This is a genomic window from Chitinophaga sp. CF418, from assembly GCF_900142925.1.
Taxonomy (GTDB): Bacteria; Bacteroidota; Bacteroidia; order Chitinophagales; family Chitinophagaceae; genus Chitinophaga.
This window is the reverse complement of sequence record NZ_FRCN01000010.1, coordinates 127,348-154,121: the sequence shown is the minus strand read 5'-3', so window position 1 is coordinate 154,121 and position 26,774 is coordinate 127,348. Positions and strand designations below refer to the sequence as shown.

17 protein-coding genes are annotated in these 26,774 nt (G+C 46.4%); 11 read left to right on the top strand and 6 right to left on the bottom strand.

The annotated features are described in order from the left end of the window. Window positions 1-299 precede the first annotated feature (299 nt). The 8 genes from F3I09_RS21695 (at window position 300) to F3I09_RS21660 (ending at window position 12,919) form a co-directional block, all read left to right on the top strand. Complete coding sequence (locus F3I09_RS21695) at window positions 300-2,399, top strand: chondroitinase-B domain-containing protein (protein WP_149697147.1); 2,100 nt, start codon at window positions 300-302, stop codon at window positions 2,397-2,399. A gap of 487 nt (window positions 2,400-2,886) precedes the next feature. After that, window positions 2,887-6,024: a TonB-dependent receptor gene (locus tag F3I09_RS21690; RefSeq protein WP_149697146.1), complete on the top strand. Its 3,138-nt coding sequence runs from the start codon at window positions 2,887-2,889 to the stop codon at window positions 6,022-6,024. 58 nt (window positions 6,025-6,082) lie between these two features. Next, on the top strand, window positions 6,083-7,795 hold the full coding sequence (locus F3I09_RS21685) for a RagB/SusD family nutrient uptake outer membrane protein (RefSeq protein WP_149697145.1): 1,713 nt from the start codon (window positions 6,083-6,085) through the stop codon (window positions 7,793-7,795). Between the two features lie 31 nt (window positions 7,796-7,826). Further along, window positions 7,827-8,957: a glycoside hydrolase family 105 protein gene (locus F3I09_RS21680; protein WP_223233333.1), complete on the top strand. Its 1,131-nt coding sequence runs from the start codon at window positions 7,827-7,829 to the stop codon at window positions 8,955-8,957. 23 nt (window positions 8,958-8,980) lie between these two features. Continuing rightward, the gene (locus tag F3I09_RS21675; protein WP_149697144.1) at window positions 8,981-10,894 is read left to right on the top strand and encodes a glycoside hydrolase family 97 protein; all 1,914 of its coding nucleotides are present in this window, start codon (window positions 8,981-8,983) and stop codon (window positions 10,892-10,894) included. Window positions 10,895-11,049: 155 nt separating this feature from the next. Then, window positions 11,050-11,256: a hypothetical protein gene (locus F3I09_RS21670; RefSeq protein WP_149697143.1), complete on the top strand. Its 207-nt coding sequence runs from the start codon at window positions 11,050-11,052 to the stop codon at window positions 11,254-11,256. Window positions 11,257-11,319: 63 nt separating this feature from the next. Then, window positions 11,320-12,492, top strand: a complete 1,173-nt coding sequence (locus F3I09_RS21665) for a DUF4221 family protein (RefSeq protein WP_149697142.1) — start codon at window positions 11,320-11,322, stop codon at window positions 12,490-12,492. Then, complete coding sequence (locus F3I09_RS21660; protein ID WP_149697141.1) at window positions 12,467-12,919, top strand: hypothetical protein; 453 nt, start codon at window positions 12,467-12,469, stop codon at window positions 12,917-12,919. The genes F3I09_RS21665 and F3I09_RS21660 overlap by 26 nt, the downstream gene beginning before the upstream one ends. A 24-nt stretch (window positions 12,920-12,943) precedes the next feature. Here the strand turns inward: F3I09_RS21660 and F3I09_RS21655 are convergent, their stop codons facing one another. The 6 genes from F3I09_RS21655 to F3I09_RS21630 form a co-directional block, all read right to left on the bottom strand. Then, entirely contained in the window at window positions 12,944-13,375 is a 432-nt protein-coding gene (locus F3I09_RS21655) for an SRPBCC domain-containing protein (protein ID WP_149697140.1), read from the bottom strand. A 67-nt stretch (window positions 13,376-13,442) separates the two neighbouring features. Then, window positions 13,443-14,570 (bottom strand): glycoside hydrolase family 130 protein, encoded by a 1,128-nt coding sequence (locus tag F3I09_RS21650; RefSeq protein WP_149697139.1) that lies wholly within the window; start codon window positions 14,568-14,570, stop codon window positions 13,443-13,445. Between the two features lie 343 nt (window positions 14,571-14,913). Beyond that, complete coding sequence (locus F3I09_RS21645) at window positions 14,914-16,347, bottom strand: TolC family protein (RefSeq protein ID WP_149697138.1); 1,434 nt, start codon at window positions 16,345-16,347, stop codon at window positions 14,914-14,916. Further along, window positions 16,340-19,507 carry an efflux RND transporter permease subunit gene (locus F3I09_RS21640; RefSeq protein WP_149697137.1) on the bottom strand — a complete coding sequence of 1,056 codons (3,168 nt, stop codon included), beginning with the start codon at window positions 19,505-19,507 and terminating at the stop codon, window positions 16,340-16,342. Before F3I09_RS21640 ends, F3I09_RS21645 begins: the two co-directional genes overlap by 8 nt. Window positions 19,508-19,533: 26 nt before the next feature. Then, a complete protein-coding gene (locus F3I09_RS21635) occupies window positions 19,534-20,616 on the bottom strand; it encodes an efflux RND transporter periplasmic adaptor subunit (RefSeq protein WP_149697136.1) in 1,083 nt (360 codons plus the stop codon). Between the two features lie 160 nt (window positions 20,617-20,776). Next, window positions 20,777-21,184: a hypothetical protein gene (locus tag F3I09_RS21630; protein WP_149697135.1), complete on the bottom strand. Its 408-nt coding sequence runs from the start codon at window positions 21,182-21,184 to the stop codon at window positions 20,777-20,779. Window positions 21,185-21,485: 301 nt separating this feature from the next. Here F3I09_RS21630 and F3I09_RS21625 point away from each other — a divergent pair, with 301 nt between their 5' ends. The 3 genes from F3I09_RS21625 to F3I09_RS21615 all read left to right on the top strand — a co-directional run bounded on the left by F3I09_RS21625 (window position 21,486) and on the right by F3I09_RS21615 (window position 26,765). Next, complete coding sequence (locus F3I09_RS21625) at window positions 21,486-22,058, top strand: RNA polymerase sigma-70 factor (RefSeq protein WP_149697134.1); 573 nt, start codon at window positions 21,486-21,488, stop codon at window positions 22,056-22,058. A gap of 62 nt (window positions 22,059-22,120) precedes the next feature. Further along, on the top strand, window positions 22,121-23,275 hold the full coding sequence (locus F3I09_RS21620) for a FecR family protein (RefSeq protein ID WP_149697133.1): 1,155 nt from the start codon (window positions 22,121-22,123) through the stop codon (window positions 23,273-23,275). A gap of 118 nt (window positions 23,276-23,393) precedes the next feature. Then, window positions 23,394-26,765, top strand: a complete 3,372-nt coding sequence (locus tag F3I09_RS21615) for a SusC/RagA family TonB-linked outer membrane protein (protein WP_149697132.1) — start codon at window positions 23,394-23,396, stop codon at window positions 26,763-26,765. The last annotated feature ends 9 nt before the right edge of the window (window positions 26,766-26,774 follow it).

Sequence of the window (26,774 nt, the reverse complement as noted above, 5' to 3'; positions counted from 1 at the left end):
TTACGTTAAGTACGTTGTAAAAATGCTATTTTTTATTAAAATTTCAAAAAATAACGTTATCTATAACGTGATTTTCGTTACAAATTGATGGAAATTGCAATCAGTTCACGCATTTTATCTATTATTCGTGCATACTGATGCTGCACTATCGGATAGCTGCAACCGATTGTTTGTTAACAAAAAAAATCCTATCTTAGAATTACCACGTTGACTCCGCTTTAAAAAGCAGGTGCAGAATTCCCACATGTCATAACCTGTTTTCATCACTCCCTTAATCAATTATTGTAAAAACAATCCACATGAAACAGCTAATCAAGCCCTTTTTGTGCCTGCCCGGCAACCTGAAAACCTGCCTGTTGTTTTTTATCCTGTGTCTGTCAGGACACCTACGCGCAGCCACTATTAATGTTTCTTCCTTATCCGCCCTGCAGACTGCTATTAACAATGCCGCCCCCGGAGATGTGATCATTCTGGCGAATGGCACCTATACGGCAAGCAGCGACATTACCATCAGCAAGCAGGGTACTGCTGCCCAGCCTATTACGATTGCCGCGCAGTCGATAGGAGGGGCCGTTATCAGTGGCACTGCCGGTTTTAATATTGTTAGTCCTGCCAGGTACATCATCATCCGCGGCTTTAAATTTACTTTTAGTGCCTCACAGGCAACAATGGCCAGCGGAACCAGTTTCTGTCGCTGGACCCGTAATGTCTTTGAAACTCCCGGGGAAGGAGAGAACCTGTCCATCAATGGTAATGATCATGAAATAGATTACAATACATTCCAGCACAAGAATGCATTGGGCCGGTTTATCACCATGCGGGGCACTGGCAGCCAGATATGCCAGCGTATACATATTCATCACAACTATTTCTTTGATCACAATCCCCAGACAGGCAATGGCGCAGAATCAGTGCAGATCGGCCTTAGCGGATACAGTTTATCTTCCAGCAATAGTACTATCGAGTATAACCTGTTTGAGGAATGTGAAGGGGAGAATGAGCTGGTGTCCATCAAATCATCCGCGGTACTATTCCGCTACAATACGATCCGCAATTGTCCTGCTCATCTGACCCTGCGGCATGGTAATTTCAACACGGTGTATGGTAATTACTTTATCAATACGCCCGGTATTCGCATTTTTGGAGATGATCATAAGGTATTCAGCAATCATTTTGAGAATTGCAACCCTGCTATCAATGTGGGTAACGGCGATGGAGAAGTGGCTGATGGGGATGCACTGACTGTTCACGACCGTCCTGACCGTGTATTGATCGCCTTTAATACACTGGTTAATAACACTGCCAATATCATCCAGGCCGGACGTACCAATGGCCTGGGAGCTACCGCTATTACCATAGCCAACAACATCGTACAGGGTGGTGGAGCAGCAGCTACGATTGCCGGTCCTTATACCGGTGCAGTATGGAGCGGCAATATGCTCTACAACACGAACGGTGACGGCGACATGCCTTCCAGTGGATACACCACTGCAAACCCCTTGCTGGCAAGGGATGCAACCGGTACTTTCCATCTTCAGTCAGGCAGTCCTGCCATCAGCGCCGCCACCGGCTCTTACTCTGCTGTAACGGCAGATATGGACGGTCAACCACGTACATCTTCATTGGAAATCGGAGCTGATGAGGTGTCCAGCGCCCCAGTCATTGCACGTATACTTACATCAGCTATGGTAGGGCCTAATGCAGGCAGCGATACTGGTACGTGCGAACCGGTATCTGCCAGCGCTGACGACGGAAACGTACCTGCCAATGTACTGGACGGAGACCTGAATACACGCTGGTCTGCCAATGGTGACGGGCAATGGATACAATTTTGTTTGGACAATACCGTATCCGTTTCCGGTGTACAGATTGCATTTTATAACGGCAATACGCGCACATCCACCTTCGATATTCTGACAAGCAACGATGGCGCGACCTGGACCAATGCCGCTACAGGTAGGGTAAGTAGTGGCACCTCCCTCAACCTGGAGACTTTCACCTTCACTGCCCGGCAGGCGAAATATGTACGGATACTGGGCCATGGCAACAGTGTGAATACATGGAATAGCTACACAGAAGTGAATATACAGACAGCCAGTAGCAGCAGGCAGGCTATCACTGCTGCAAAGAGCAGCACTATGCCTGAAATGACCCTGAACACTTCTCCTAATCCATTCTCAGACCAGACCACTATCCAGTTCACACTGCCGGATCCCGGCAGGACCCGCCTAGCAGTATATGATATGAATGGTAAAGTGGTAGCAGTGCTGATCAATGCACAGCTGTCTGCAGGAAAATACACGGTACCCTTTAAGTCCGATAAAGCCCCTGCCGGTATGTACCTGCTGGAGTTGCAGCATAACGGAAAATCGGGTACAAAGAAGCTACAGAAACTGTAACTAAAGAGAGGATATTCTCAGGTAAACAACCTGAATAGCTTTGTAGATGAGAAAAAAGTATAAGTAAATGATAAAATTAGACAAGTGGTATGAGGCTTTTTTTCAATGCCTTTTGTTTACCTTTAAAACAGTGTTCCGCAGTTGATAGCTTAGTCTCTCAAGTTATTACGTTATGAAAGTTTGATCGTTCCTGGCCCGCTAGCATTTACTTATCTTCTTCACCAAAATCCAATTGATTAAATTATGAGATTAATTATTCTGTAACAGTTTCCTTTTGCAAATACATGCAAACGTTTGCATGAATAAAGAATAAATTGTCAACGTTGGTATTCTCATTGAAACATATGGGAAGGGAATTCTATTCTCTATTTATGCAATCGTTTGCATGTATGCTCTATTCAATTCACGTCTGGCATTGTCAGTGTCGCTTAGCATTTATCCAGGTTCCATCAGTATAAGTTCCGCCTAACAAATTAAAAATTCCGTTATGAAAAATCTGATCACTGCAATTACGTGCAATGGTTGCAGAACCAGGAAGATATGGGCCATTGCCATATGGTATCACTTAATTTTTTTATCGGGCAGTGTATATGCCCAGAATAATGAGGGGGTAGTGATAAAGGGAATGATCACTAATGAGCAGGGAGAACCCTTGCCAGGGGCGATCGTAAGAGTGAAAGGGGGTACGAATGGAACTGCCGCTATGGCCGGAGGTCAGTTTAGTATCACTGTACCGAAACAATCTGTACTCAGTATCACCTTTACTGGCTATGTCCGCAAAGAGATTGTTGTGGGGAATGATCATCAGTCTGCACTGGTCGTTTCCCTGCAGGTAGATAACAAAGGCCTGAATGAAGTAGTAGTGGTGGGATATGGTACACAAAAGAAATCAGATGTAACAGGTGCGATTGTTTCCATCAAAGAACAGGCCCTCAGAGCAGTGCCGGTGGCCAATCTGAGTCAGGCATTACAGGGACAGGGCGCTGGTATCGATGTGCAGAAAAACGGAGGTAACAGCAAGCCCGGTGCAAAGCCCAAAATACTGGTAAGAGGAACAAGATCAGTGAATGCATCCAATGATCCCTTGTTCATTGTAGATGGTATTCCTTTTAACGGGGATATCAATGATCTGAATCCAGATGATGTAGTGTCTGTAGAAGTACTAAAAGATGCTTCTGCCACCGCTATCTACGGTTCAAGAGGCGCCAATGGGGTGATCCTGGTCAGTACCCGCAGAGGGAAAACAGGCCGGCCACTTATTACCTACAGTGCCTATGCTGGATTTGTTAAGAACCTCGGCGAGTATGATGTGATGGATGGACAGCAGTTCACCACCTTCAAAAAATGGGCGCTCATTAATGAAACACCCGGTAAGTACACCGGTTTAGACGATCCTTCTTTTTACACCAATGGCAGCTTCAGCCAGGAAGAAGTGCAGGGCATCAAAATGGGCCGCAACACTAACTGGCAGAAACTGATCTACAAAACAGGGATGACAACAAACCATCAGCTGGGCATTACCGGCGGATCAGAGACTACGCAATATGCCTTATCCGGTGGATACTATAAAGAGACAGGCATCTATTCCGGTCAGTCTTTTGAACGGTTTTCTGTCAAAGCCAGCGTTGATCAGCAGCTTGGGAAATCAGTAAAAATAGGGCTCAATACATTGAATACTTATTCCGTTACAAACGGAGAAAATGCCAATCCGATGGGACAGGTATTACGCGCTAATCCGCTGGTATCTCCATATGACAGTACGGGCGCGTTGGTGAATGCATACGTACCCGGTACCGCCAGCCAGGTGTGGAATCCATTGGCTAATTTCCTGCCGGGTGCGGCTGTGGAAACACGTAAAAGATCAGGCACCTTCACTACGCTTTATGCGGAGATCAATCTGGCGAAAGGCCTGAAATACAGGTTCAATGCAGGTGCAGAACTAAGGAATGATGTGTACGGAAATTTCTATGCCAGCAAAACAACCTACAACCAGGGTACATTGTCTACCTCCAGCAATCAGACGAATATGACCCTCGACTATACCCTTGAGAACCTGCTGATCTATGAGAAGACGATTGCCCGGAAACATAACATCAACTTCACCGGCTTATACAGTTTGCAGGAGTCTGCATTGCAGTCCAATACATTCAATAATAATTCCATCCTCGCAGATTTCCTGCAGTACTATAATCCGCAGTATTCAGCCAACCTTACAGGACAGGGGAAATATGAGAAATGGGATATCCTCTCTTACATGGCGCGACTCAACTATAACTATGATGAAAGATACTTACTGACCCTGACCCTGCGTTCAGACGGTTCTTCCCGTCTGGCGCCGGGCAATAAATACCATGTATTCCCATCTGTATCTGCGGCCTGGAACCTGTCCAAAGAACACTTCCTGTCAAAGGCAGACGCGCTCACCAACCTGAAACTGAGAGTAGGATATGGTTCTGTTGGTAATACTGCCATTTCTCCTTATCAGACCCTGGGTGCGCTATCGCCTGTTACATACAATTATGGCTCTACCAATGTTACCGGCGCTTATCCCACGAATGTGGCCAATCCGGACCTTACATGGGAATATTCAGCCACCTGGAATGCAGGGCTCGACATCAGCCTGTGGGATAACCGCATCACAGGATCAATAGACGTGTATAAACAGCAAACACGGTCTTTGTTATTACCACAAACTTTACCACCTACGTCAGGTATTCCGAATGCTATCCTGACGAATGTCGGAAAGACTTCTAATAAGGGCATCGAGTTACAGCTCAGTACCGTGAATATCCGCGATGCAGGCAATGGCTTCGGCTGGACAACAAACCTCAATGTATTCATTAACCGTGGCAAGATCACCCAGCTGGCAAATGGCGTCACAAGAGATATCAATAACAACTGGTTTGTAGGATATCCTATCGGCGTCATCTTCGACTATAAGAAGGAAGGCATCTGGCAGAATACAAAAGAAGATTCTCTGATCGCTAAAGGATATGGACTAACCGTAACATATCCCGGCTCAGTGATAGGTCAGCTCAGGCTCGCAAATACTAATGGGGATTCATTGATCAATGCAGACGACAGGGTAATATTAGGCTCCAATCAACCGAAATGGGAGGGAGGTATCACCAACCGCTTTACGTTTAAAGGCTTTGATCTTACAATTGTTGCCTTCGTAAGAATGGGTGGAATGATCGTAAGTAAGATGCACCAGAGCGGTAGTTTTATCAATACCTACCAGAGTAATTACAATAACCTGGACGTGCAATACTGGACACCTGGTAGCGGTGAGAACTTTTATCCCAAACCAAACCATGCCAATACCAATACGCCCAATAGTTCCCTGTTAAGTTATTTCGACGGAAGCTATGTGAAGATACGGACGCTCAGCCTGGGTTATAGCCTGACACCAAACCTGGCGAAACGATGGGGCGTTGGCGCAGTAAGGATATATACTACTGCCCAGAACCCTTTTATTCTCTTTTCTCCATACCGGAACAAATACAAAGGTATAGATCCTGAAACCGCCATGGGGTCAGGCTCCGGAACCGGCAACCAGGGGGGATTGAATGTGGATACTCCCGGTACCTGGTCTATGATATTTGGTGTCAACGTGTCGCTGTGATAACATATAGTGAAAGCCGGAACCATGGTTCCGGAAGAACTACAAAAACTATTAGTATATGAAAAAGGTCAGTATATATCTTATCAATCTCCTGTTTGTAACAGCGCTGTTTTACGGCTGTCAGAAGAAGCTGGAGGAAGAACCTCATTCTGTTCTTACGCCTGATTTTTTCACCACAGCTCAGGGCTTTGATGCCGGTTTGAATGCTGCCTATTCAGGCACCCGCTGGATATGGGGACCGCAGGACTATTATAGTCTGACGGTATGTGGCACCGATGAATTTAAAAGAGGTGTAGATGGCAGTAGCGATCTGAATACTTATTCGAGCAATTATACGGCATCAAATACCAATGTGACGAATGTCTGGAAGTATTGTTACACGTATATCAATACCTGCAATGGCCTGGTGGATAATGCGCCCCGGATACCGGGAATGGATTCTACACTTAAAAAGCGAATGGTGGGTGAAGCCAGGTTCCTGCGGGCCAATTATTATTTCATCCTGGTGCAGTTATGGGGAGATGTAACACTGAACAGGCATTTCCAGAGTACACCTACCACCTCTGCTGTACGTGACCCTATGGCGGATGTATATGATTTCATTATTGAAGATCTTACTGCCGCTATTGCCAGTCTGCCGCCGGGGCCTCTTACTTCCGGTGTACAGCCGGGCAGGGCTACTGCAGCTGTTGCCACTCACCTGTTAGCGAAGGTCTATCTCACAAGGGCTGGTTCTCTTGCTAAAAAAGGAGATGACTATAAAAACGCATATACAACAGCGGCTACATTGATCAACAACGGTGCGGCGTCTGGTATAGGGCTGCTGCCCGATTTCGGAAAGGTATTCCAGGAAGGGAATGAAGCGAATACGGAAGTGCTGTGGACAGTGCAGCATACTTCCAATCTTGCATACAATGGTTCTCCAAAACAGGACAACCGCGATGCGGACAATCTTTTGTGCCATCTGTGGGTTCCCCAGTATGAGAACCAGCCTGGCATGCAGCGGGATGTGTTTTACGGACGTCCGTATATACGGGTGATTCCTACCCGTTGGCTGACAGATACAGTATTCGCTGATAAGGTGAATGATACCAGGTATAACAAGTCCTTTCAGATCGCCTGGATCTGTAATGCACGGAAGCTGATCCCTAACTGGCCTGATCCTTTGCCACCGGGAGCACCGGCTAATGCACATCCCGGTCAGCCGAAGTTCGGAATTGGAGATACGGCCATATTTATGCCTGGTTATGAAATGTCAGACGCACAGATAAAGGCTACGAGTTACCAGATCATTACGCCCGCTAAATATGTGCCTGCTTTAGCGCCCACGCTGACGAAATATTTTGATACCAAGCGTACCGATATGAACGCGCCATCTATCAGGCCTATCATTGTTTACCGCCTGGCAGACACCTATCTGATAGCTGCGGAAGCTGCGTTTATGGATGGAAGGCCGGGTGATGCGCTCCCCTTCATCAACGCTATCCGCAGAAGGGCGGCTTATCCTACAGGTGATCCGCAAAAGATGGAAGTAGAGGCCTCAGCGCTCTCGCTGGATTTTATCCTGGATGAACGTGCCCGGGAACTATGCGGAGAATTAACAAGATGGCAGGACCTGGTAAGAACAGGACAATTACTGACGCGGGTAAGATTGCATAACACAGATGGGCAGAAGAATATACAGGAGAAACATAAACTCCGGCCTATTCCGCAGTCGCAGATAGATGCAACAACGACTGGCGCCAAGTACCCACAGAACCCGCAATGGTAAACTTATTGCTATTAACCGTAAAAACAATTATATGAAAAGAAAGCCTGCAGGCATGCTCCTGTCCATGACGGTCTTAATCCATTGTAGTGTGGCTTATGCGCAAACCAGCACACTGAAGAATTTTCCCAAAGGCAGCTCTCCGCAGGAGGTAGGAACGCGTGTGGCAAGCCGTTTCGTTGCATCCCCGCATTCCAATTTCGGCAGGGCTACGCCACCTTCTGTTATCACGTATCCGGAGGTGTGTACATGGTATGGCGCATTGGCATTTGCAAAGGAAAGCAAGGACAAAGCGCTGACGACAAAACTTGCTCAACGCTTTGAACCTCTTTTTGCCGCAGATACAGGACTGGTGCCCAAACCTGACCATGTGGATCATACCGTGTTCGGATCTGTGCCACTGGAGCTGTATCAGCAAACAAAAGACCCGCGTTACCTGGCATTGGGAAAACGTATTGCAGACAAACAATGGGGATCACCGGAAGGGCCACATGTGAAACCGGAGGGTCTTGCCTATTACAAGCAGGGCCTTACCTGGCAGACCCGCATGTGGATCGATGATATGTTCATGATCACGGCTGTACAGACGCAGGCCTACCGTGCTACTGGAAACAAAGAGTATATAGATCGCACTGCCAGGGAAATGGTGGTTTATCTGGATTCATTGCAGCAGCCTAATGGACTCTTTTATCATGCGCCGGATGTTCCTTTCTTCTGGGGAAGAGGTGATGGCTGGATGGCAGCAGGTATGAGCGAGTTATTACGCTCATTGCCGGGAGATAATCCGGCCCGGCCCCGCATCATGGAGGGATACAAAAAGATGATGGCTGCATTGCTGAAATACCAGGCAGAAGATGGCATGTGGCGGCAGCTGATAGACGATCCTGCTTCATGGCCGGAAACATCCAGTACAGGTATGTTCACGTTTGCTATGATCACAGGTGTAAAGCAGGGATGGCTTGACGCAAAAGTATATGGACCTGCAGCGCGTAAGGCATGGCTTGCTTTGGTAACGTATATTGATGGGAATGGCGATGTGCGTGAGGTATGCGAAGGTACCAACAAAAAGAATGACCGGCAGTACTACCTGGACCGCAAGCGCATTACCGGTGATATGCATGGACAGGCGCCCTTGTTATGGTGTGCAGCTGCACTATTAAGATAGTTTATATCCAATAAAGAAATGTTATGAAGATACAGGTCCTCCTTTGCACGCTGCTGCTGGCGGCAAAGGCTTTTGCTGCCGATACTACGCTGGTGACCAGTCCGGATGGGCAGATCCGGTTCAGGTTATTTCCTGATCATCATCAGTTATTCTATTCAGTTACTTTCAGGAATATTCCTGTCATTGAAGCATCACCGATGATATTATCCGTGGATGATCATCTGCTGACCGACAACGTAACAACGGGTACTGTGAAGCGGTATACCATCAGCGAACGCTATCCCTGGAACGGAGTGCATGCGATTGCCGTCAATAACTGCCAGGGCGCTACGATTGGCCTGAAACAGGACCTTAGCAGTTATACACTTGATGTAAGGGTATTTAACGATGGTATTGCTTTCCGCACAGTGGTGCCTGGCGCTGCCGGACTTGCCCGTGTTCCTGATGAGGCGACAGTATTCAATATACCCTCCGGCAGTGAGATATGGTATCATGATCTGAACATGCATTATGAAAGTGTGTATGCAAAGAAGGAGATATCGGCTTTACAGGCGGGGGAGTGGGTAGCGCCGCCTGCTACCTTCAAATTGCCGCAGGGCATTTATGCTTCCGTTACGGAAGCTGACCTGGTGAATTACAGCGGTATGGCGCTGGAAGCAAATGGCAAACATGGGCTGGTAGTGCGTCTAGCGCAACACCAGCCGGTTTCATATCCTTATAAGCTGCGTTACAGTGAAGAAGATGTACAACGTTCTCTCAAACCTGCAGCAATCAGTGGCACCATCACTACTCCCTGGCGGGTAGTGATGATAGGTGCGGACCTCAATACAATGGTCAACAATGATATGGTGCAGAATCTTTGTCCGCCGCCCGATCCTAAGCTCTTTCCCAAAGGTATACACACCGACTGGATCAGACCGGGGCGCGCTGTATGGAAATACCTGGATGGTGGCGGAGATGGTACGCCCGCCGTCATGAAACAGTTTTCTGCAGAAGCAGGCGCTTTAGGTTTTGAACATAATATCCTGGAAGGCTTCTGGGATAAATGGACAGACGATCAGATCAGGGACGTGGTCAACGATGCTAAAGGCCATCATGTAGGTATCTGGGTGTGGAAGCATTCCAAAGCATTACGCGATAAAACTGTCCGCCAGGCTTTTTTCAAACGCTGTCATGACCTGGGTATAACCGGTGTCAAGATCGATTTCTTTGATAGTGAAGCAAAAGAGGTGATCGACCTGTATACTGCTATTCTGCAGGAAACGGCAACATATCATCTCTTAACGGATTTTCATGGCGCTAACAAACCAACGGGTCTGTCACGCACCTGGCCCAATGAACTGACACGCGAAGCGGTGAAAGGCATGGAAGCCAGTAAGCTCACCGATAGAGCTGTACATGAAACCACGCTGCCATTCACACGTTTTCTTGCTGGTCCGGCAGAGTATACAGTAGTCCATTTCGGAGAACGCAGAAAGAATACTTCCTGGGCTCACCAGATAGCCAGTGCAGCCATCCTGAGTGCGCCACTGCTTACATATGCTGCCCGGCCGCAACATATCCTGGATAATCCTGCCAATGGCCTGATAAAGCAGATTCCTTCCACCTGGGATGAAACCATCGTATTGCCTCCCTCTGAAATAGGCCAGCTGGCAGTATTTGCCCGGCGTAAGGGCGCTACCTGGTTCCTGGCTGTTATGAATGGAGATGCCCCTCAGCAGATAAGCATCCCGCTCTCTTTTCTGAAAGGAGCGAATTACAAAGTGTCTGTAGTGAAAGATAGTCCTGATAGTACAGGCGCTGTGAAGGTAGAAGAGGCTGCCTATACACAGAAAGATGCGATCTCCCTGCAATTGGCGCCTGGTGGGGGATATGTGGCAATGTTCGTTGCGTCCTCTCCGGACAAGAGCGTAGCTATTTCAGAACAGTTTTGGTGAATTATAAATTTTTTACCTAAATTTAGTAATACTGAAAAATTTATGAATACCCGCTGATGCCAATATCCTGTAATCTGTAATGTGTTATGCCCGGTTGTGATTTTGTTAACGTCAGTGCTGCTGCCTTGTTTTTCCTTCATTTAAAACAATACAAGATGAAAAGATCCCTCATGCTTTTTGGCCTTGCTGTTACAGCAATTATTTTGTTCGTATCAGGATCATCTTCCGGAAGTGCCTGCCAGGATGATCATCATGGCCTGCGCGGAAAATGCAGGATCACTGTTGTAGGTGGTGTGTACCACTATGACTGTGTATCTGCCGTTAATCCGGATGAGACCAATTGTACGTATTATGTAGAATAGCGGATGATAAACAGGGCGTGACCCGCCCTGTTTATTTTATTTATTTCAAGTCTAAACAGACATATGTCAGGAAGATTTTTGTTTTTACTATGGGGGGCTGTTATATCTCTTTATGCCTGTAACAGTGTAACAGAAAAGCCCTGGTCAAATTGTAACACTGCCGGTACTGTCATCCCACTGGCCATATCCACAAATGATACACTGAACCTGTTCCTCGATAGTTTGATGGTAATGGGCGTTTCAACACCTGTCGATTATCATGCTGAAGAAAATGTATTGTATACATTTGATAGCTATAACAAGCGCCTGCTGCAATACCCGATTGGAAAAGAAGGGCTGATACACCCGGGTAGTATCCATCCGGTGAATATAAAACAGAAGATATCTTACATGAAATATCTCTCTGCTGATAGCCTTGTTCTTTACACCTATGGCAGCGCTAAGCTCTCTTATTATTCACTGAGCCGTGATACTGTTTACAAAAGCCTTGATTTCATTAACCGTGAAGCTCCCCGCATGAAAGGTAATGCTGCTGCCTGGCCTTATGCAAATGCAGCATCACCCGTTTTTTTCCTGAGCAATAAAATTATCGGTACCGGCTTTCTGCTGGGGGAGAAGGAGGACGAGTATGTAAACGGGCGTACCATCTGCACAGAGATTAATCTGTCTGCAGGAAACATCAGTCATCATCAGCCTTATTCAAAAGTTTACTGGCAGCATAACTGGGGAGGATCGCATATGCGTACGCCATACGCTGCCTATAATGAGCAGACAAAGCAGATGTTGGTTAGTCTTCCCGTTGATCATAACATACAGGTCATTGACAGCAACTGGCAGACAAAGGAATTGTATGCCGGCAGCAGGAGCAGTATCTGCATCACATCGATGGCATTATCGAAAAGTGATAAACAGATACTTGACCCGGAGCTGGCGCTGGATTATTATACCGGTACGCCTTCTTACCGCAATATCATTTACGATCAGTATCATGACAGGTATTACAGGTTACTGGAATTACCTCCTGCCGGTAAAGTAACAGGCGCTGGTAAATTGCGGGGAAAACAAGCCAGCCTGATCGCATTTGACAAAGACTTTAAATACCTGGGAGAAGCTGCATTGCCCGATGCACTGGCATTGGATAACTTCTTTGTTACCCGTGAGGGTTTATATTTTCTGAATGCAAATAATAAGGATCAAAACATCGCTCAGTATGTACAATGTAAGATTGAATTGTAAGCTGTTGTTCCTGTTCATTATACTCCTGGTATCAGCTTGTTCAGATAAACATGCAGGTCTAAGTCATGCTATAGATGCATTGGATAAGCATAAACTTGTTACAGGCAGTTACGTGATTATCCCCAACCAGGGTTGTGAAGGTTGTATTAGTACAGCAGAAGCATTTGTAAAGAATAACATTGGTATGTCTGATAGCATCAGGTATATTTTTACCAGGATACAATCTGCTAAATTGCTAAAGATAAAACTGGGGAATGATGTCATGACCAGCAATAAGGTATTGCTGGATACAGCCGATATAATTACATATCCTGACAAGGAAAAAGAGATCTATCCGATGATTATCAGCATGAAAGATCATCGTATTGATAAGGTTACCTATCAAAGTCCGGATAGCGACGGGTTGAATGACCTGGTGAGAAAATAGACAGGAGCCGTTTAACGCTGCATGTCATTGCTCGATATACTTTTTCAGCATCGCCAGTGTACCATTCCAATAAAAATTCAGATGATGATAGATTGTTTCTGTAGGGAAATTACTTATCGTCAATGATAAGGCTGTATGCGCTACCTCGGGTGCTAACTGAAACCGGAGGATGGAATAACTATCCTTTTCGTCCGGTAACCGGGATATAGAGCTTAAGAAATTATAACTAACTACATTATCCGGTGAATACTCAAGCACAATTCCTTTGTTCTCAAATTTAACGTGATGAAACCCCCTGATAAGTATAGGAGCACCCACTTCCCAGCTGGTGGTAATTTCCAGTTCCATTTCCGGAGCTCCCATCCATGCTTTCATTGCTGTTGTGTCGGTAAGTGATGCCCATACCCTGGCTGCCGGTGCATTGATCAGTATCTTCTTGTCTAGTATTTCTTCCATTGTTACTTTGATTTCTGTCGATAGATGCTTTGAGGAGCAGGCAACAAATATCAGGAAATTTATTCAGCTAATTCGCCCTTGCCGGGTCATAAACAGCCACTGCAACCCTGGAATCAGCACACCCGTAATAAAGCAGGTATTTACCTTTGAAATAGACCAGTCCCTCAATAAACACCGTTCCGGCAGGATATTGCCCGCTTTTTTCAAATGGTTCGGTGGGGACCATAAATGGCTGATCAAGCCTGGTAATGAATTTCGAAGGATCATCCGCACTAAATAGCATCTGCCCGGCACAGTAAGAGTTGGCGGTATAGTTGGTATCTCTATCCTTGCCGCCCAGATTTTTCCCGTTATAGAGCAGTACGATGCCTTTATCGGTCAATATTGCCGGAGGGCCACACTCGGTCAGGTTACTGTCGAAGTGTCCTTTACGGGGAGATATGAGCTCTTTAAGTGCACCTTTTTCATCCACTACCGGTACCCAGTCAACGAGATTGTCAGAAGTAGCAGCGTAAACATGATATTCTCCCCAATACATCCAGTACTTGCCCTTATACTTCGTGATCCGGAGCTGGCCATTCTTCAAAGTAGTCAGCACGGAAGCTGATTTGGAGGCGATGTTATGGAACCTGCCATTGAAAGCGTCCTGGAAGATGGGGCCATGTTTCTTCCAGTGCACCAGGTCTTTTGACGTTGCGGAGCCCAAACGGGGCACTTTTTTGTTCCATTGAGTGTATAACATCAGGTAAGTTCCATCTTCCGTAACAGCCACCCTGGGATCCTCACAGCCTCCTGTCCATTCAAACTCCTGCTGGTCGTCGGTACCGGGGAAGAGCACTGGTTTGCCCATACGTTTCATCACAATGCCGTCTTTGCTTTCTGCCAGTCCGATCCTCGAGGTGCGGTGCCCAATGCCTACGCCGGATTTATCCTCTGCACGGTAAAGCACATACACCTTGCTGTCCTTTACGGCAGCGGCAGGGTTGAAGGTATCATTGCTTTCCCAGTCCAGCTGCTTTTGTTGCATAGGGTCATAAAAGCGGCTGCCTGAGTCCGGTGAGATGACAGGATTGACACCGGCAGGTCTGATGAATGGCCCCAGGGCCCAATCGGGGAGCCGGCTGATCGGTTGTTGTGCAAGGAGCTGGCAACTAAAGGCTAACAGGAAAGAGAGGATGGGAAATGACTTTTTCATGTGGTTATTAACGGGTTATCACGAAAATAATAAATGAAGGTGATACTTCACAGCCGTAGTCAAATTCCTTTGGTAAATATTGGGTTACAAAGCTAAAGGGCTGTCTGTCAGTACTTACGGGATCCTAATAAGGACCTGGGTTATACCTGATTTCTATATCTCTATATCGCTTAAGCGTCATCTGGATATCACTTTACCGTCATGTCTATATCGAATCGATATAGAAACGACGATAAAGTGATATGGAAATGACGGTAAAGCGATATGGAAGAAACGAGGAAAGATGTAACCCTGAAGGTTATCAGGGCGATTTTTCCTCGTTTTTCAGTTTTTGTTGGATATGCTAATTCCAGCCGCCGCCCAGGGCCTGGTAAACATTTACCATAGCGTTCAGCTGCTGTTTTTTGGTTTCGATCAGCTCAAATTTCGATTCCAGTGCATCCCTTTGGGTAAGCAGTACCTCCATGTAATCAGCCCGTGCTGATTGGAAGAGGCTATTGGAGATGGTAATTGACTCGGTGAGGGTCTGTACCTGCTTTGCTTTCAGATCATAGCTTTTCGCCAGGTTGCCGATCTTGATCAGCTGGTTGGCGACCTCAACATAGGCGTTTAAGATAGTACGCTCGTAGTTGTAAGCTGCCTGGACCTGTTTCGCATTGGCAGTATAATAGGATGCTTTAATCGCGTTTTTGTTGACCAGCGGCGCGATCAGATCGCCTGCCAGAGAATACATCAACGACTTAGGCGTCCTGAAAAGATATGCCGGATTGAAGGCGTTATAACCAAAAGAGGCAGAAATACCCAGGGAAGGGTAGAACTGGGCTTTGGCGACCTTTATATCCAGTTTGGATGCAGCCAGATCCAGTTCTGCCTGTTTGATATCAGGACGGTTGGCCAGTAACTGAGATGGAATACCGGAATGAATGATGTCCGGCATCGGATTGTCAAAAGTCTGGAGATTTCTTTGAATGGGCTGTGGATATCTACCCAGCAGGAAATTGATCTTGTTCTCAGTTTCAGTGATCTTCTGCTGAATATCGTACTGAAGACTTTGGGTGTTAAGTACCTCTGCCTCAAATTTACGTACGGCCAGTTCGGTAACCCGGGTAGCTTCCTTCTGCAGCTTTACCACTTCCAGCGCATTGTTCAGGATGTCGATATTCTGTTTTACAATGCCCAGCTGATTGTCCAGCGCCAGTAATTCATAGTAGGAATTAGCTATTTCTGCTATCAGGGTGGTAACGATGAAGTTCCTTCCTTCTACGGTCGACAGGTACCTGGTCACTGCTGCTTTTTTAGCATTGTGCAGTTTATGCCAGATATCTACTTCCCATGTAGCATAGGCTCCCAGCAGGAAGTCAGGCAGTGGATCCGGCATTTCTTTTCCAGGTTCAATCTCAGTGGTAGCGTCACCTGCGCCCTGGCTGGTGTAACGGCCTACCTTTTCTACCCCGGCAGCGCCCCGGACCCCTACAAATGGCAAATATTCGCCCTTTCTGGCCCTTATCTCATTCCTGGCGATCTCTATCTCCTGTAAGGTGATATTAAGCTCCTGGTTGTTCTTTAAAGCCGTATCAATGAGCGTAGCCAGGTAAGGATCGGTGAAGTATTCCTTCCACTTCATCCTGGCGATATTAACAGTGTCCTGCGAGTTGTTATAACTCGCAGGCACTGTTCTGTTTTCTGTCTTTTCCGTTAAAGCAGGTACGCCACAGGCCGCAGCAGCTAAGGAAACACAGGTTATTCCTATATACTTATATACTTTTTTTCTAAACATTGTGATCGATTTCTTCTGTTAAGGGGTTTCCGTCTTCGTCTTTAATGAGCTTACGTTTTGCTGCAAGACCGCCGAATATGTAGTACAGTCCCGGAATGACAATTACCCCGAAAACTGTTCCCAACAGCATACCACCGGCAGATGCAGCACCAATGGTATGGTTGCCGATAGCACCCGGACCGGTAGCAAACAGCAGCGGAATCAGACCGGCAATAAATGCCAGAGACGTCATCAGAATCGGACGGAAACGCGTTCTCGCACCTTCTATGGCCGCATCAACTACTGTGGCGCCGGCACGGTGTTTCTGCACCGCAAATTCCACGATCAATACAGCGTTCTTACCCAGCAAACCGACAAGCATTACCAGACCTACCTGGGCGTAGATATCGTTTGCCAGCCCCATTACCTTCACCAGCAGGAAGGCCCCGAAAATACCCGCAGGAAGGGAGAGTATCACCGCCAGCGGTAGCAGGAAGCTCTCGTATTGCGCAGCCAGGATCAGATACACGAAGGCCAGTACGACGAGGAAGATGTAAAGCGCTTCGTTTCCACGTTCTACCTCATCCTTCGACAAACCTTCCCAGTCAATGTCGTATCCGCGTGGCAGCGTCTGTTTAGCTACTTCCTGGATGGCTTTGGTAGCTTCACCACTGCTGTAACCGGCCGCAGGCTCACCCCTGATAGCTGAAGAGGTATACATATTGTACCTGGTGATCTCATTCAGACCATGTGTCTTTTTGATGGACATGAAAGCTGAATAAGGCACCATCTCGTCTTTATTATTCTTCACATACAACTTCATCAGATCGTCAGGCAGCCTTCTGTACTCAGGGGACGCCTGTACATATACTTTCAGAGAAGTACCGAACCTGATGAAACCAAGTTCATAGGTACTACCGATCAGGATGGAGAGGTTGTCCATCGCCTTACCGATAGAAACACCTTTCTGCATAGCTGCCTTGTTGTCGATCTGCAGCTCATACTGAGGATAGTTGGCACTGAAGAATGTGAACAGGCCTGTCAGCTCCTTACGTTTACCCAGTGCTGCCATGAACTGATCATTCACTTTTTCCAGCTCTTTGTAATCATCGCTGTTGGTCTTATCGAGCAGACGTAACGCGAAACCACCTGCAGCACCATAACCAGGTACGGCCGGAGGTCCGAAGAACTCGATGGTGGCGCCGGGGATGTCTTTTGATTTTTTTTCCAGTTCTTCGATGATCTCTGTCACACTATGTTTACGCTCAGACCAGTCTTTCAGGCTGATCAGACAGGTACCTGCGTTGGAACCCCTACCTTCAGTCAATACCTCGTAACCTGCCAGCGCTGAAACGGATTGGATACCTTCTATATGTTCGGCGATTTCCTGTACTCTTTTGGCCAGATCATTGGTCCTTTCCAGGGTAGCACCCGGAGGTGTCTGGATGATCGCGTAGATCATACCCTGATCCTCATTGGGAATAAAGCCGGAAGCAAGATTACTGTTGATGCCTACTATACCTGCGCCGAAAGCCAGCAGGATACCAAAGGTGACTACTCTACGGTTCACGATCAGTTTCAGGAAGCTGGCATATTTGCCGGTCATCTTCTCGAACTGGTGGTTGAAACCATCGAGGAACCTGTTCATGAGTGTCTTTTTCCTTGGTTGTCCGTGATTATTCTTCAGGATGATCGCACAAAGCACAGGCGTTAGCGTCAGCGCCACCACACCGGAGAGTACGATGGAAGTAGCCATGGTAATGGCGAACTGCCGGTAGAAAATACCTACAGGGCCCGACATGAATGCCACCGGAATGAACACCGCCGTCATTACGAAGGTAATGGCGACAATCGCACCGCTGATCTCATGTATCACCTTTATCGTTGCCTGATAGGGCGAGAGATGTTCTTCCTCCATTTTCGCGTGGACGGCCTCTATCACCACAATGGCGTTGTCCACCACAATACCGATAGCCAGTACGAGTGCGAACAGTGTGATGAGGTTGATGGTGAGTCCGAAAAGCTGCATGAAGAAGAACGCCCCCACCAGCGATACCGGCACCGCCAGCGTCGGGATGAGGGTAGAACGCCAGTCACCAAGGAAGATGAATACCACTATCGCCACCAGTATGAAGGCTTCTCCCAATGTATGCACTACTTTTTCGATAGAGGCATTCAGGAAGCTGGATACGTCATAATCGATCTCATAATCCATTCCCGGAGGGAAAGAGCTCTTTTTAATTTCGTCCAGTTTGAGCTTGATCGCTTTAATTACATCGCTAGCGTTACTGCCGTAAGTCTGTTTTAACACGATCGCCGCTGAAGGATGGCCATTCAGGTTGGAATAGATATCATAGAATTCACTTCCGAATTCAACATCCGCAACGTCTTTCAGATAAAGGATCTCACCGTTCGGATTAGCGCGAATGATAACATCCTGATACTGTTCAGGTTTGTTATATCGTCCCTGGTATGTCAACACATATTCGAGCGACTCAGAACGTTTACCATCACTTCTACCCAAACGACCAGGAGAGCCGATGATACTCTGATTGCTCAATGCTTCCATCACTTCATCTGTAGAAACATTATAAGCGCGCATACGGTCGGGCTTCAGCCAGATACGCATTGCATATTGGCGGCTACCAAGGATCTGGGCATTACCGATACCTTTTACCCTTTTGAGCTCATTTAAGATGTTGATGTTAGCATAGTTGTAAAGGAAGTTCTCATCAGCCTTAGGATCTGTACTGTATACGTTCACGTACATCAGCATGTTTGGCTGCAGAATGTTCACAACGATACCTTCACGTTGTACGAGTGGCGGGAGCCTGCTCGTTACCTGCTCAATCCTGTTCTTAACGTTTACTACGGCCTGATTAGGATCTGTACCCAGGTCGAATACTACCTGTATATTGGCTTCACCGGCGCTGGTAGCGTCGGAGGTCATATACTTCATACCCGGCACACCGTTCACCGCTTTTTCCATCGGAATGAGAACGGATTGGACCAGTACATCCGCACTGGCGCCGGGATAGGCTACACTCACAATTACCCTCGGAGGTGCAATCGACGGGAACTGTGAGGTAGGTAGGGTATTAATGGCGAGTACGCCCATGAAGACAATGATAAGAGATATCACTATCGCAAAGACGGGCCTTTTCATGAATATGTTAAACATTCTCTTGCTTTTTTTAGATACTTACTTTATTCCGATGCCAGTATTAAATGAGAGAGCACTGTTTTGGGCTCCTCATATTCGTATGCGATCTTATCGTCGTTTTTCACCTTTCTTAGTCCTTCAAGAAGTATCTTTTCTCCGTCGGCTATTCCTTCTTTTATTACATACAGATCCGGTATTTCAGCAGCAATGGAAATGGGTCTTAATTTCACCACATTGTCCTTACCTACTACATAGACATATTTTTTATCCATGATCTCAAGGGTAGCTTTCTGCGGAATGATCAGTGCATCTTTGATCGGTCTTTTGATCAGTATAGTGCCTGTTTCACCATGTCTCAGCAGGCCCTCTGTATTGGGGAATGTTGCCCTGAATGCAATGTTCCCTGTTTCATTGTTGAACTCACTTTCAATGGTTTCAACAACACCCGGATATTTGAATAATTGTTTATCGGCCGTCAGCAGGTTCACTTCCAGCTTTTTGCCGGTGTTGGCCTGGGCTTTATAAGCGAGGTATTCAGGTTCAGAAACGTTGAAGTAAACCCACATTTTGTTATTGTCACTCAAAGTAGTAAGCAGTTCTCCTTCTTCTACAAGACTTCCCAGTTTCAGGTGCAGGAGATCCACTAAGCCATCAAAGGGCGCCTTGATATCTGTGAAAGCCAGGTGTGCTTTAGCCAATGCCAGTTCTGCTTTGGCTTTGATCAGTTTGGCCTGGGCCATGGCCAGTTCATTTTTTGATACGACGTTTTTATCGGCAAGAGGTTTGGTATTCTGTACCTCAATTTCTGCGATATTCACTTCTGCCTCTGCCCGCTGTTGCTCAGCTTCATAGATGGTAGGCATGATCTTGAAAAGAAGCTGCCCTTTTTTTACGAACTGGCCTTCATCTACATAAATGTTCTGCAGATAACCCTTCTCCTGGGCTCTCAGTTCGATGTTACGTATAGAACGTATCTGACACACGTATTCACTGGTGATTGTCGTGTCCATTTTCAAAGGGCTGGTAACGAGCAGTTTGGTATCTCCTTCCTTTTCTTCTTTCGCCGATTTACAGCCTATATGGCACAACATGGCAGATAAGCCCATGAGCATGACAATTCTCTTCATAGTATTATATGTTTTAAATAAGTGCGGTTTCCCTGTTAATGGTGGTTTATAAGGTGTATAGCTCTCTAACCCCGATAGCAGATGCTATGACGGCAGGCGGCATAAATATTATTTTCAGATGGTCAGGCAATAATGCTTTGCCTGTAGCTACAGTAAAAGATCACACCCTGATAACACGGTGTATAATGAACTTGTCAGAAGATAGATAGGAAAAATGGTTGCAGAAAGGTAATGGGTTCTTAAGATAATTGTAGTAAACTGCAGGTTCCAATGGGTTAAAATGGTAGTAGTGGCTGATCTGTATATGCTTTCTGCCTGAAAGACTTTCTTCTTCGTCTTCAACTTCCGTGGCCTTGAGCTTTTCTTTTTTGGCGCCGGAAGCAGGCGTATTACTGATCATTGCATGGTTGCTCTGTACATCGGCGATGCGTATATGTACAGTACTTTCCGAATGCTGTAGCATATACCTGTAAACATAGTCCTGATCTGTATCTGCATACAGATGGCCATGTCCCTTCAACAGGAAAAAGCAGAGCGATAAGAAAAAATTTATTAACAACCTTGTCATCGGGTAACAAAAATAGCAGAAAGTTTATCTTAATTAAATGGGATGGTCAAATTTTAAGTATGATTTAATAATTCGATGTGTGTTTTTAAGGAGAGCTACTGAAAAATGGTATATGTAGGGCAATGTGATATGATCATGATGAATATTGGTCAGATTGACAATAAATATCGACAAATGGACAATATCTAACTATAATTACCCCTGACCGGTTCACGGAAGTACTTTTTTTCTCCTGGAATAAATTCCGATTTTGTTTTTATTTTGTGCCTTCGCTAAGTCAGGATTACAATAATTGATATTGATGCATGAGTCGTGGACAGACAAGCAACGGTATGAACAATTGTTCAGGGACCATTATCAACCATTATGCCTTTTTGCTTACAGCTATCTGAAAGATATGGATGCTGCAAAAGATGTAGTGCAGGATTTCTTTTTCCGTTGCTGGGGAAAGCGGGAATCGCTTAGTACTCCCGACAGTTTTGAAAAATATGCTTTCCGTGCCATCCGAAACAGTGTTATTAATTATCAGCAAAGCATCGCAACCCGCAACCGACACAACACACAGTCGGCAGCTCCCGATATCTACGATCCCCAAAGCGAGGAATCTGTCCTGCAAAAGGAAGACCAGCTGAAGGCTGCCTTATTGCTCGCTATACAAGGCCTGCCCGAACAACGCCGTAAAATATTTCTGCTCAGCAATGGAGAGGGGTACAAATACAGTGAAATTGCAGATCAGCTGAATATTTCCATCAATACCGTGAAAACGCAGCTGCGTAAGGCCTATGAGACGCTGAGGCAGGAACGCGAACGTTTGGAGAAGCTGCTGATCTCACTGGTAGTGTTCAAGATTTTCTATACCTCATTGTTTTTTTAAAAAAAAATTGCTGAGGCCAGTCACCCTTTTTTAAACTTCACCTGTCATTATAGTAGCAGCCCATGGGAAACAGTAAAAAGAATATCGACAACGATAAACTGCTCCGCTACCTGGAAAGTGGTCAGGGGCAGGATTATTCCGCTTTGAATGAATCAGAGCAGGAATTGCTGCGTGAATACCAGGCGTTGAAAGAGCGGCTCGATCTGAAAGAATGGGCGAAGGCTGATGTGGAGGATGGCTGGCAGACGCTGACACAACGACTGGAACAGCAGGATGCTGACTGGGCAATGATCAGGAAACCCAAAATACTGCGTCTGTGGCGATACGCGGCGGCAGCTGTTGTGTTGTTGCTGGCAGGAACCGCCTGGTTTTATTTCCGGGATGCAGACAGGTATGGGCGCCAGATTGCCGGAGAAACATCCGCAAAGAAAGCACCTTCTGCCATTACATTGTTGACCGCAGAGGGTAGCGAAGTGGTGCTGGACACGCTCAGGAACTTAAAAGGTACCACTACCGCCAGCAATGAGGAACTGATATATGAGAAAGCGCAGGGAACGATGCAACATATATCCTACAACACCCTGATAGTGCCAAGAGGATATACCTATCATCTCGTGTTATCAGACGGGACAAAGGTATGGTTGAATGCCGACAGCCGCCTGCGGTATCCTTCTTTATTTTCTAAAGATGCCCGTCTTGTGACCGTAGAGGGAGAAGCCTATTTTGAAGTGGCCAGCGATGCGGAGAGACCATTTATGGTACAAAACGCGCATGCCACTATAAAGGTGCTGGGCACTGTTTTTAATATTAATACTTATGATAGTAACATCGCAGCTACACTCGTACAGGGAAAAATAATGGTGCTGCATGGGGGGGACAGTACTTACCTGCAGCCGGGCCAGCAGCTGATGAGCAAGGCTCCTTATAACAATGTGCAGGTACATAAAGTGGACACGGAAATATATACCGCCTGGAAAGACGGAGAACTGATCTTCGATGGTACTACACTGGAAGACATCTGCCGTCGCCTGGAACGGGTGTATAACTATACAATCATATTGCCTGAGGGAAAGGTCAAAGAACGTAAAATAGAAGCCAACTTGCCGCAATACAAAGAAATCAGCACCTTATTACAATTACTGGAGAAAATGACAGATGTTCATTTTAACATCAACCAAAATGAGAGAACAATAACAGGGTATATAGTCAACAAATAGCACATTTATCAACTAAAAAAAGACGGATCCTGGTTGCAACAAGACCCGTCTTAATAAAACCTGTTCCTTGTCGGAGACAAGGGCTGGGGTTCTATTATCTAAAATCGCTTTAAAAGTAATGAAAAAAAAGTATTGTTATGGGAGCCATTTGTGGCGGAGCGCCGTATGGATACTACTCGCTGCAGTTCCCGGAGGGCTTTTATCTTCCCTGGTCCTGCTGCCCTCGGGTGTATATGCGCAGGCGCCGGCAAGTCCCGGTATCACACTAGATGTCCGCAATATCAGTGTGCCGGCGCTACTGCATGAAATACGCAAACAGGCTGGCCTCCGCTTCATCTTCGATCAGGAGGAGCTGAAAAAACTGCCGCCGGTAACCCTGCGTGTGAAAAATGCCTCTCTGGATGATGTGTTGAACAGGATATTGGCCAATTATCCGCTCTCCTGGAGTATTGAAGGAGGCGTGCTGATGATCAAACGCCGTGTCATTGCGCCAGAAGCGCCACAACAACCTGCGCAGCAACAGTTCACTATTCGCGGGACGGTGACCGACGAGAATAGACAAGTACTGGAGAAAGCCACTATCCAGGATGTGAAAGCCCGTATAGGGGTATTTACTGACGAGAAAGGCAACTTCGAAATAGCTACTTCGCCAGACGCTACGCTGCAAGTATCCTATATCGGTATGGAGCAACAGATCATACCAGTAAAAGGCCGTACCTCCCTGCATATTACACTGGCGGCAAAGAGCAACACAAAAGAAGTGGTCGTGACCGGGATGTTCACGCGTAAAAAGGAAAGTTTCACAGGAGCGGCTGCAAGCTTCACGGGGGGTGAGCTGAAAACTGTGGGGAATCAGAACATATTACAAAGCCTGAAAACACTGGACCCTTCTTTCAGAATAGTAGAGAATAATGTGATGGGTGCTAATCCCAATGCTCTGCCAAGTATAGAAGTGCGTGGTAAGAGCAGCCTTATTGCTGTACAGACACAGACAGGTACCGACGCCAACCAACCATTATTTATATTAGACGGTTTTGAAACAAGCCTGCAGGTGGTGAATGACCTGGACATGAACCGGGTGGCAGCAATCACTGTTTTAAAGGATGCTGCCTCCACCGCCCTGTATGGAGCCCGCGCTGCCAATGGCGTGGTGGTGATCGAAACCCTGAGGCCCAGACCAGGTGCTATGCGCGTAAGCTATACCTACGACTTCCGCGTGGAAGCACCCGACCTCACCAGTTATAACATGATGAATGCCAGCGAGAAGCTCGAATATGAGCGGCTGGCTGGCAGGTATACTGCCAATAAAAGTTCGGTTGTCCTATTTGATGCGCAGAATACGCTGGATGAACTCTATGCAAGGCGCCTGGCTGCTGTGAAAAGAGGTGTAAATACCTACTGGCTGAGTGAACCACTTCGTGTGGGGATCACCAATGGCCATGCACTCTATGCAGAAGGTGGCGACAACCAGATGCGTTATGGCGTGGGCCTTAATTATAAAGACCTGGATGGCGTGATGAAAGGTTCCGGCCGCAATACCTGGGGGGCAAACGTTGACCTGCAGTACCGGAAAGGAAAATTCAATATCAGCAATAAGTTATACCTCAATGGTTACAGGGCGGATGAATCTCCCTATGGTTCTTTCGCTGACTGGGTAAAAGTATTGCCTTACTTTAAAAAGACGCAGGATGATGGCACCATCAGCCCATATCTTGATATCTATATCACTTCTCTCAATCAGCGGGATACGGCGGGGAACCCCCTGTATAATGCAACGCTCAATAGCTATAATTATACAAAAGAACAGGCTATCAGCAACAACCTCCAGATGATCTACGATATCAACAATGATATGCGCATCACAGGAGGGTTAAATATCACCAGTGGCAATACTACCAGTACTGTGTTTCTGTCTCCTTCCAATACTACATTCATCGGGAAAACTGCGGAGAGCCGGGGTACCTACGATTACTCCAATGAAAGGACATTTGGTTACAACGGCAACCTGATGCTCTCTTACGGAAAGCTGATCAACAAGGTACATCAGCTGAATATGAATGCCCGTGGTGAGATCAGGGAGGATGCTTACAATTATACTTCCTTCGAAGCTACCGGCTTTCCTGTTGGGGCAGTTGGTAATCCCGCTTTTGCTTATGGTTATGAGGAAAACGGAGTTCCCGGGTATACCAAAACTACCAAACGCAGTGTAGCTGCCCTGGCAACCGCCAGCTATGTGTTCGATCGCCGGCTATTGCTGGATGCTTCCTGGCGTATTGATGGTTCCACTTCATTTGGTACCAACAATAAGTATTCTCCTTTCTGGTCTGCCGGCATCGGTTATAATCTGCATAATGATGCCATGTTCAGGCATTACAAGTGGATCAATCTGCTGAAAATACGCGCTAACATTGGTTTGACAGGTAATCAGAATTTCCAGAATCTGTCATCCGAAACTATTTATGCCATCAATTCCGCCAATAACCAGTTCGGACAAGGATATAACGTGAGCAGTCTCGGTAATCCCAACCTGAAATGGCAGAATTCCCTAATGGTGGACATTGGCGCTGATATGGCTTTCCTGCAGAATCGCATTTCACTGACGGTGGACTATTACAGGAAGAATACGGATCCGCTGATCGCATTGATCACAACTCCATCTTCTACTGGTATTTCTGCCTATCCTTTCAATATTGGTTATCAGCATACAAAAGGTATTGACTGGAATCTGAAAGTAACACCCATATTCAATGCAAGGAAAAATATCTATCTCGTACTTGGCTTTACCGGCCGTTATCAGGAAAGCGAATACGGTGGGTTTGACAATATGCTGGAGAAACAGAATGATCTGGCGAAAGCAAGTAATTCGCTGCAGCGCTTCCGTGACGGGAATAGTCCGGATGCCATATGGGCGGTACGCTCTGCTGGCATAGATCCAGGTACCGGTGCTGAGGTGTTTATTAAGAAAGATGGTACGCAGACTTTTGACTATGATGCATCTGATGAAGTTGTAGCAGGAAATGCACAACCTAAAATGGAAGGAGTATTAAGTGCCAACCTGCGTATCAGTGCCTTCTCCTTTGGCGCTAATATAAGATACACATACGGCGGAGACGTATTTAACGATGCCCTTTATGATCGTATAGAGAATATCTCTACCAGGAAAGTGGCAGAAGAGAATCTTGACAAACGTGCGCTGTACGAACGCTGGAAACAACCGGGCGATGTAGCGCAGTTCAAGGCAATCAACAATTTCTCTACGGTGAAGATGACTTCCAGGTACGTACAGCGTAATAACTATCTGTCCGGTGAATCGATCAATGTCAGCTATGAACTGCTGAATAAACCCTGGATGCGTCATGCAGGACTGTCCGTATTGCGGTTTTCCGGTTACACTAACGATGTGTTCCGGCTGGCTACGATTAAAAGTGAACGGGGAACAGAATATCCTTTCTCCAATTCTTATTCCTTTAGTGTAAGGGCAACTTTCTAAAAGTATTAT

What these genes read in the sequence shown, in the direction of transcription:
- F3I09_RS21695 (WP_149697147.1), top strand. Translation starts at nt 300, where the DNA reads ATGAAACAGCTAATCAAGCCCTTTTTGTGCCTGCCCGGCAACCTGAAA.
- F3I09_RS21690 (WP_149697146.1), top strand. Translation starts at nt 2,887, where the DNA reads ATGAAAAATCTGATCACTGCAATTACGTGCAATGGTTGCAGAACCAGG.
- F3I09_RS21685 (WP_149697145.1), top strand. Translation starts at nt 6,083, where the DNA reads ATGAAAAAGGTCAGTATATATCTTATCAATCTCCTGTTTGTAACAGCG.
- F3I09_RS21680 (WP_223233333.1), top strand. Translation starts at nt 7,827, where the DNA reads ATGAAAAGAAAGCCTGCAGGCATGCTCCTGTCCATGACGGTCTTAATC.
- F3I09_RS21675 (WP_149697144.1), top strand. Translation starts at nt 8,981, where the DNA reads ATGAAGATACAGGTCCTCCTTTGCACGCTGCTGCTGGCGGCAAAGGCT.
- F3I09_RS21670 (WP_149697143.1), top strand. Translation starts at nt 11,050, where the DNA reads ATGAAAAGATCCCTCATGCTTTTTGGCCTTGCTGTTACAGCAATTATT.
- F3I09_RS21665 (WP_149697142.1), top strand. Translation starts at nt 11,320, where the DNA reads ATGTCAGGAAGATTTTTGTTTTTACTATGGGGGGCTGTTATATCTCTT.
- F3I09_RS21660 (WP_149697141.1), top strand. Translation starts at nt 12,467, where the DNA reads ATGTACAATGTAAGATTGAATTGTAAGCTGTTGTTCCTGTTCATTATA.
- F3I09_RS21655 (WP_149697140.1), bottom strand. Translation starts at nt 13,375, where the DNA reads ATGGAAGAAATACTAGACAAGAAGATACTGATCAATGCACCGGCAGCC.
- F3I09_RS21650 (WP_149697139.1), bottom strand. Translation starts at nt 14,570, where the DNA reads ATGAAAAAGTCATTTCCCATCCTCTCTTTCCTGTTAGCCTTTAGTTGC.
- F3I09_RS21645 (WP_149697138.1), bottom strand. Translation starts at nt 16,347, where the DNA reads ATGTTTAGAAAAAAAGTATATAAGTATATAGGAATAACCTGTGTTTCC.
- F3I09_RS21640 (WP_149697137.1), bottom strand. Translation starts at nt 19,507, where the DNA reads ATGTTTAACATATTCATGAAAAGGCCCGTCTTTGCGATAGTGATATCT.
- F3I09_RS21635 (WP_149697136.1), bottom strand. Translation starts at nt 20,616, where the DNA reads ATGAAGAGAATTGTCATGCTCATGGGCTTATCTGCCATGTTGTGCCAT.
- F3I09_RS21630 (WP_149697135.1), bottom strand. Translation starts at nt 21,184, where the DNA reads ATGACAAGGTTGTTAATAAATTTTTTCTTATCGCTCTGCTTTTTCCTG.
- F3I09_RS21625 (WP_149697134.1), top strand. Translation starts at nt 21,486, where the DNA reads ATGCATGAGTCGTGGACAGACAAGCAACGGTATGAACAATTGTTCAGG.
- F3I09_RS21620 (WP_149697133.1), top strand. Translation starts at nt 22,121, where the DNA reads ATGGGAAACAGTAAAAAGAATATCGACAACGATAAACTGCTCCGCTAC.
- F3I09_RS21615 (WP_149697132.1), top strand. Translation starts at nt 23,394, where the DNA reads ATGAAAAAAAAGTATTGTTATGGGAGCCATTTGTGGCGGAGCGCCGTA.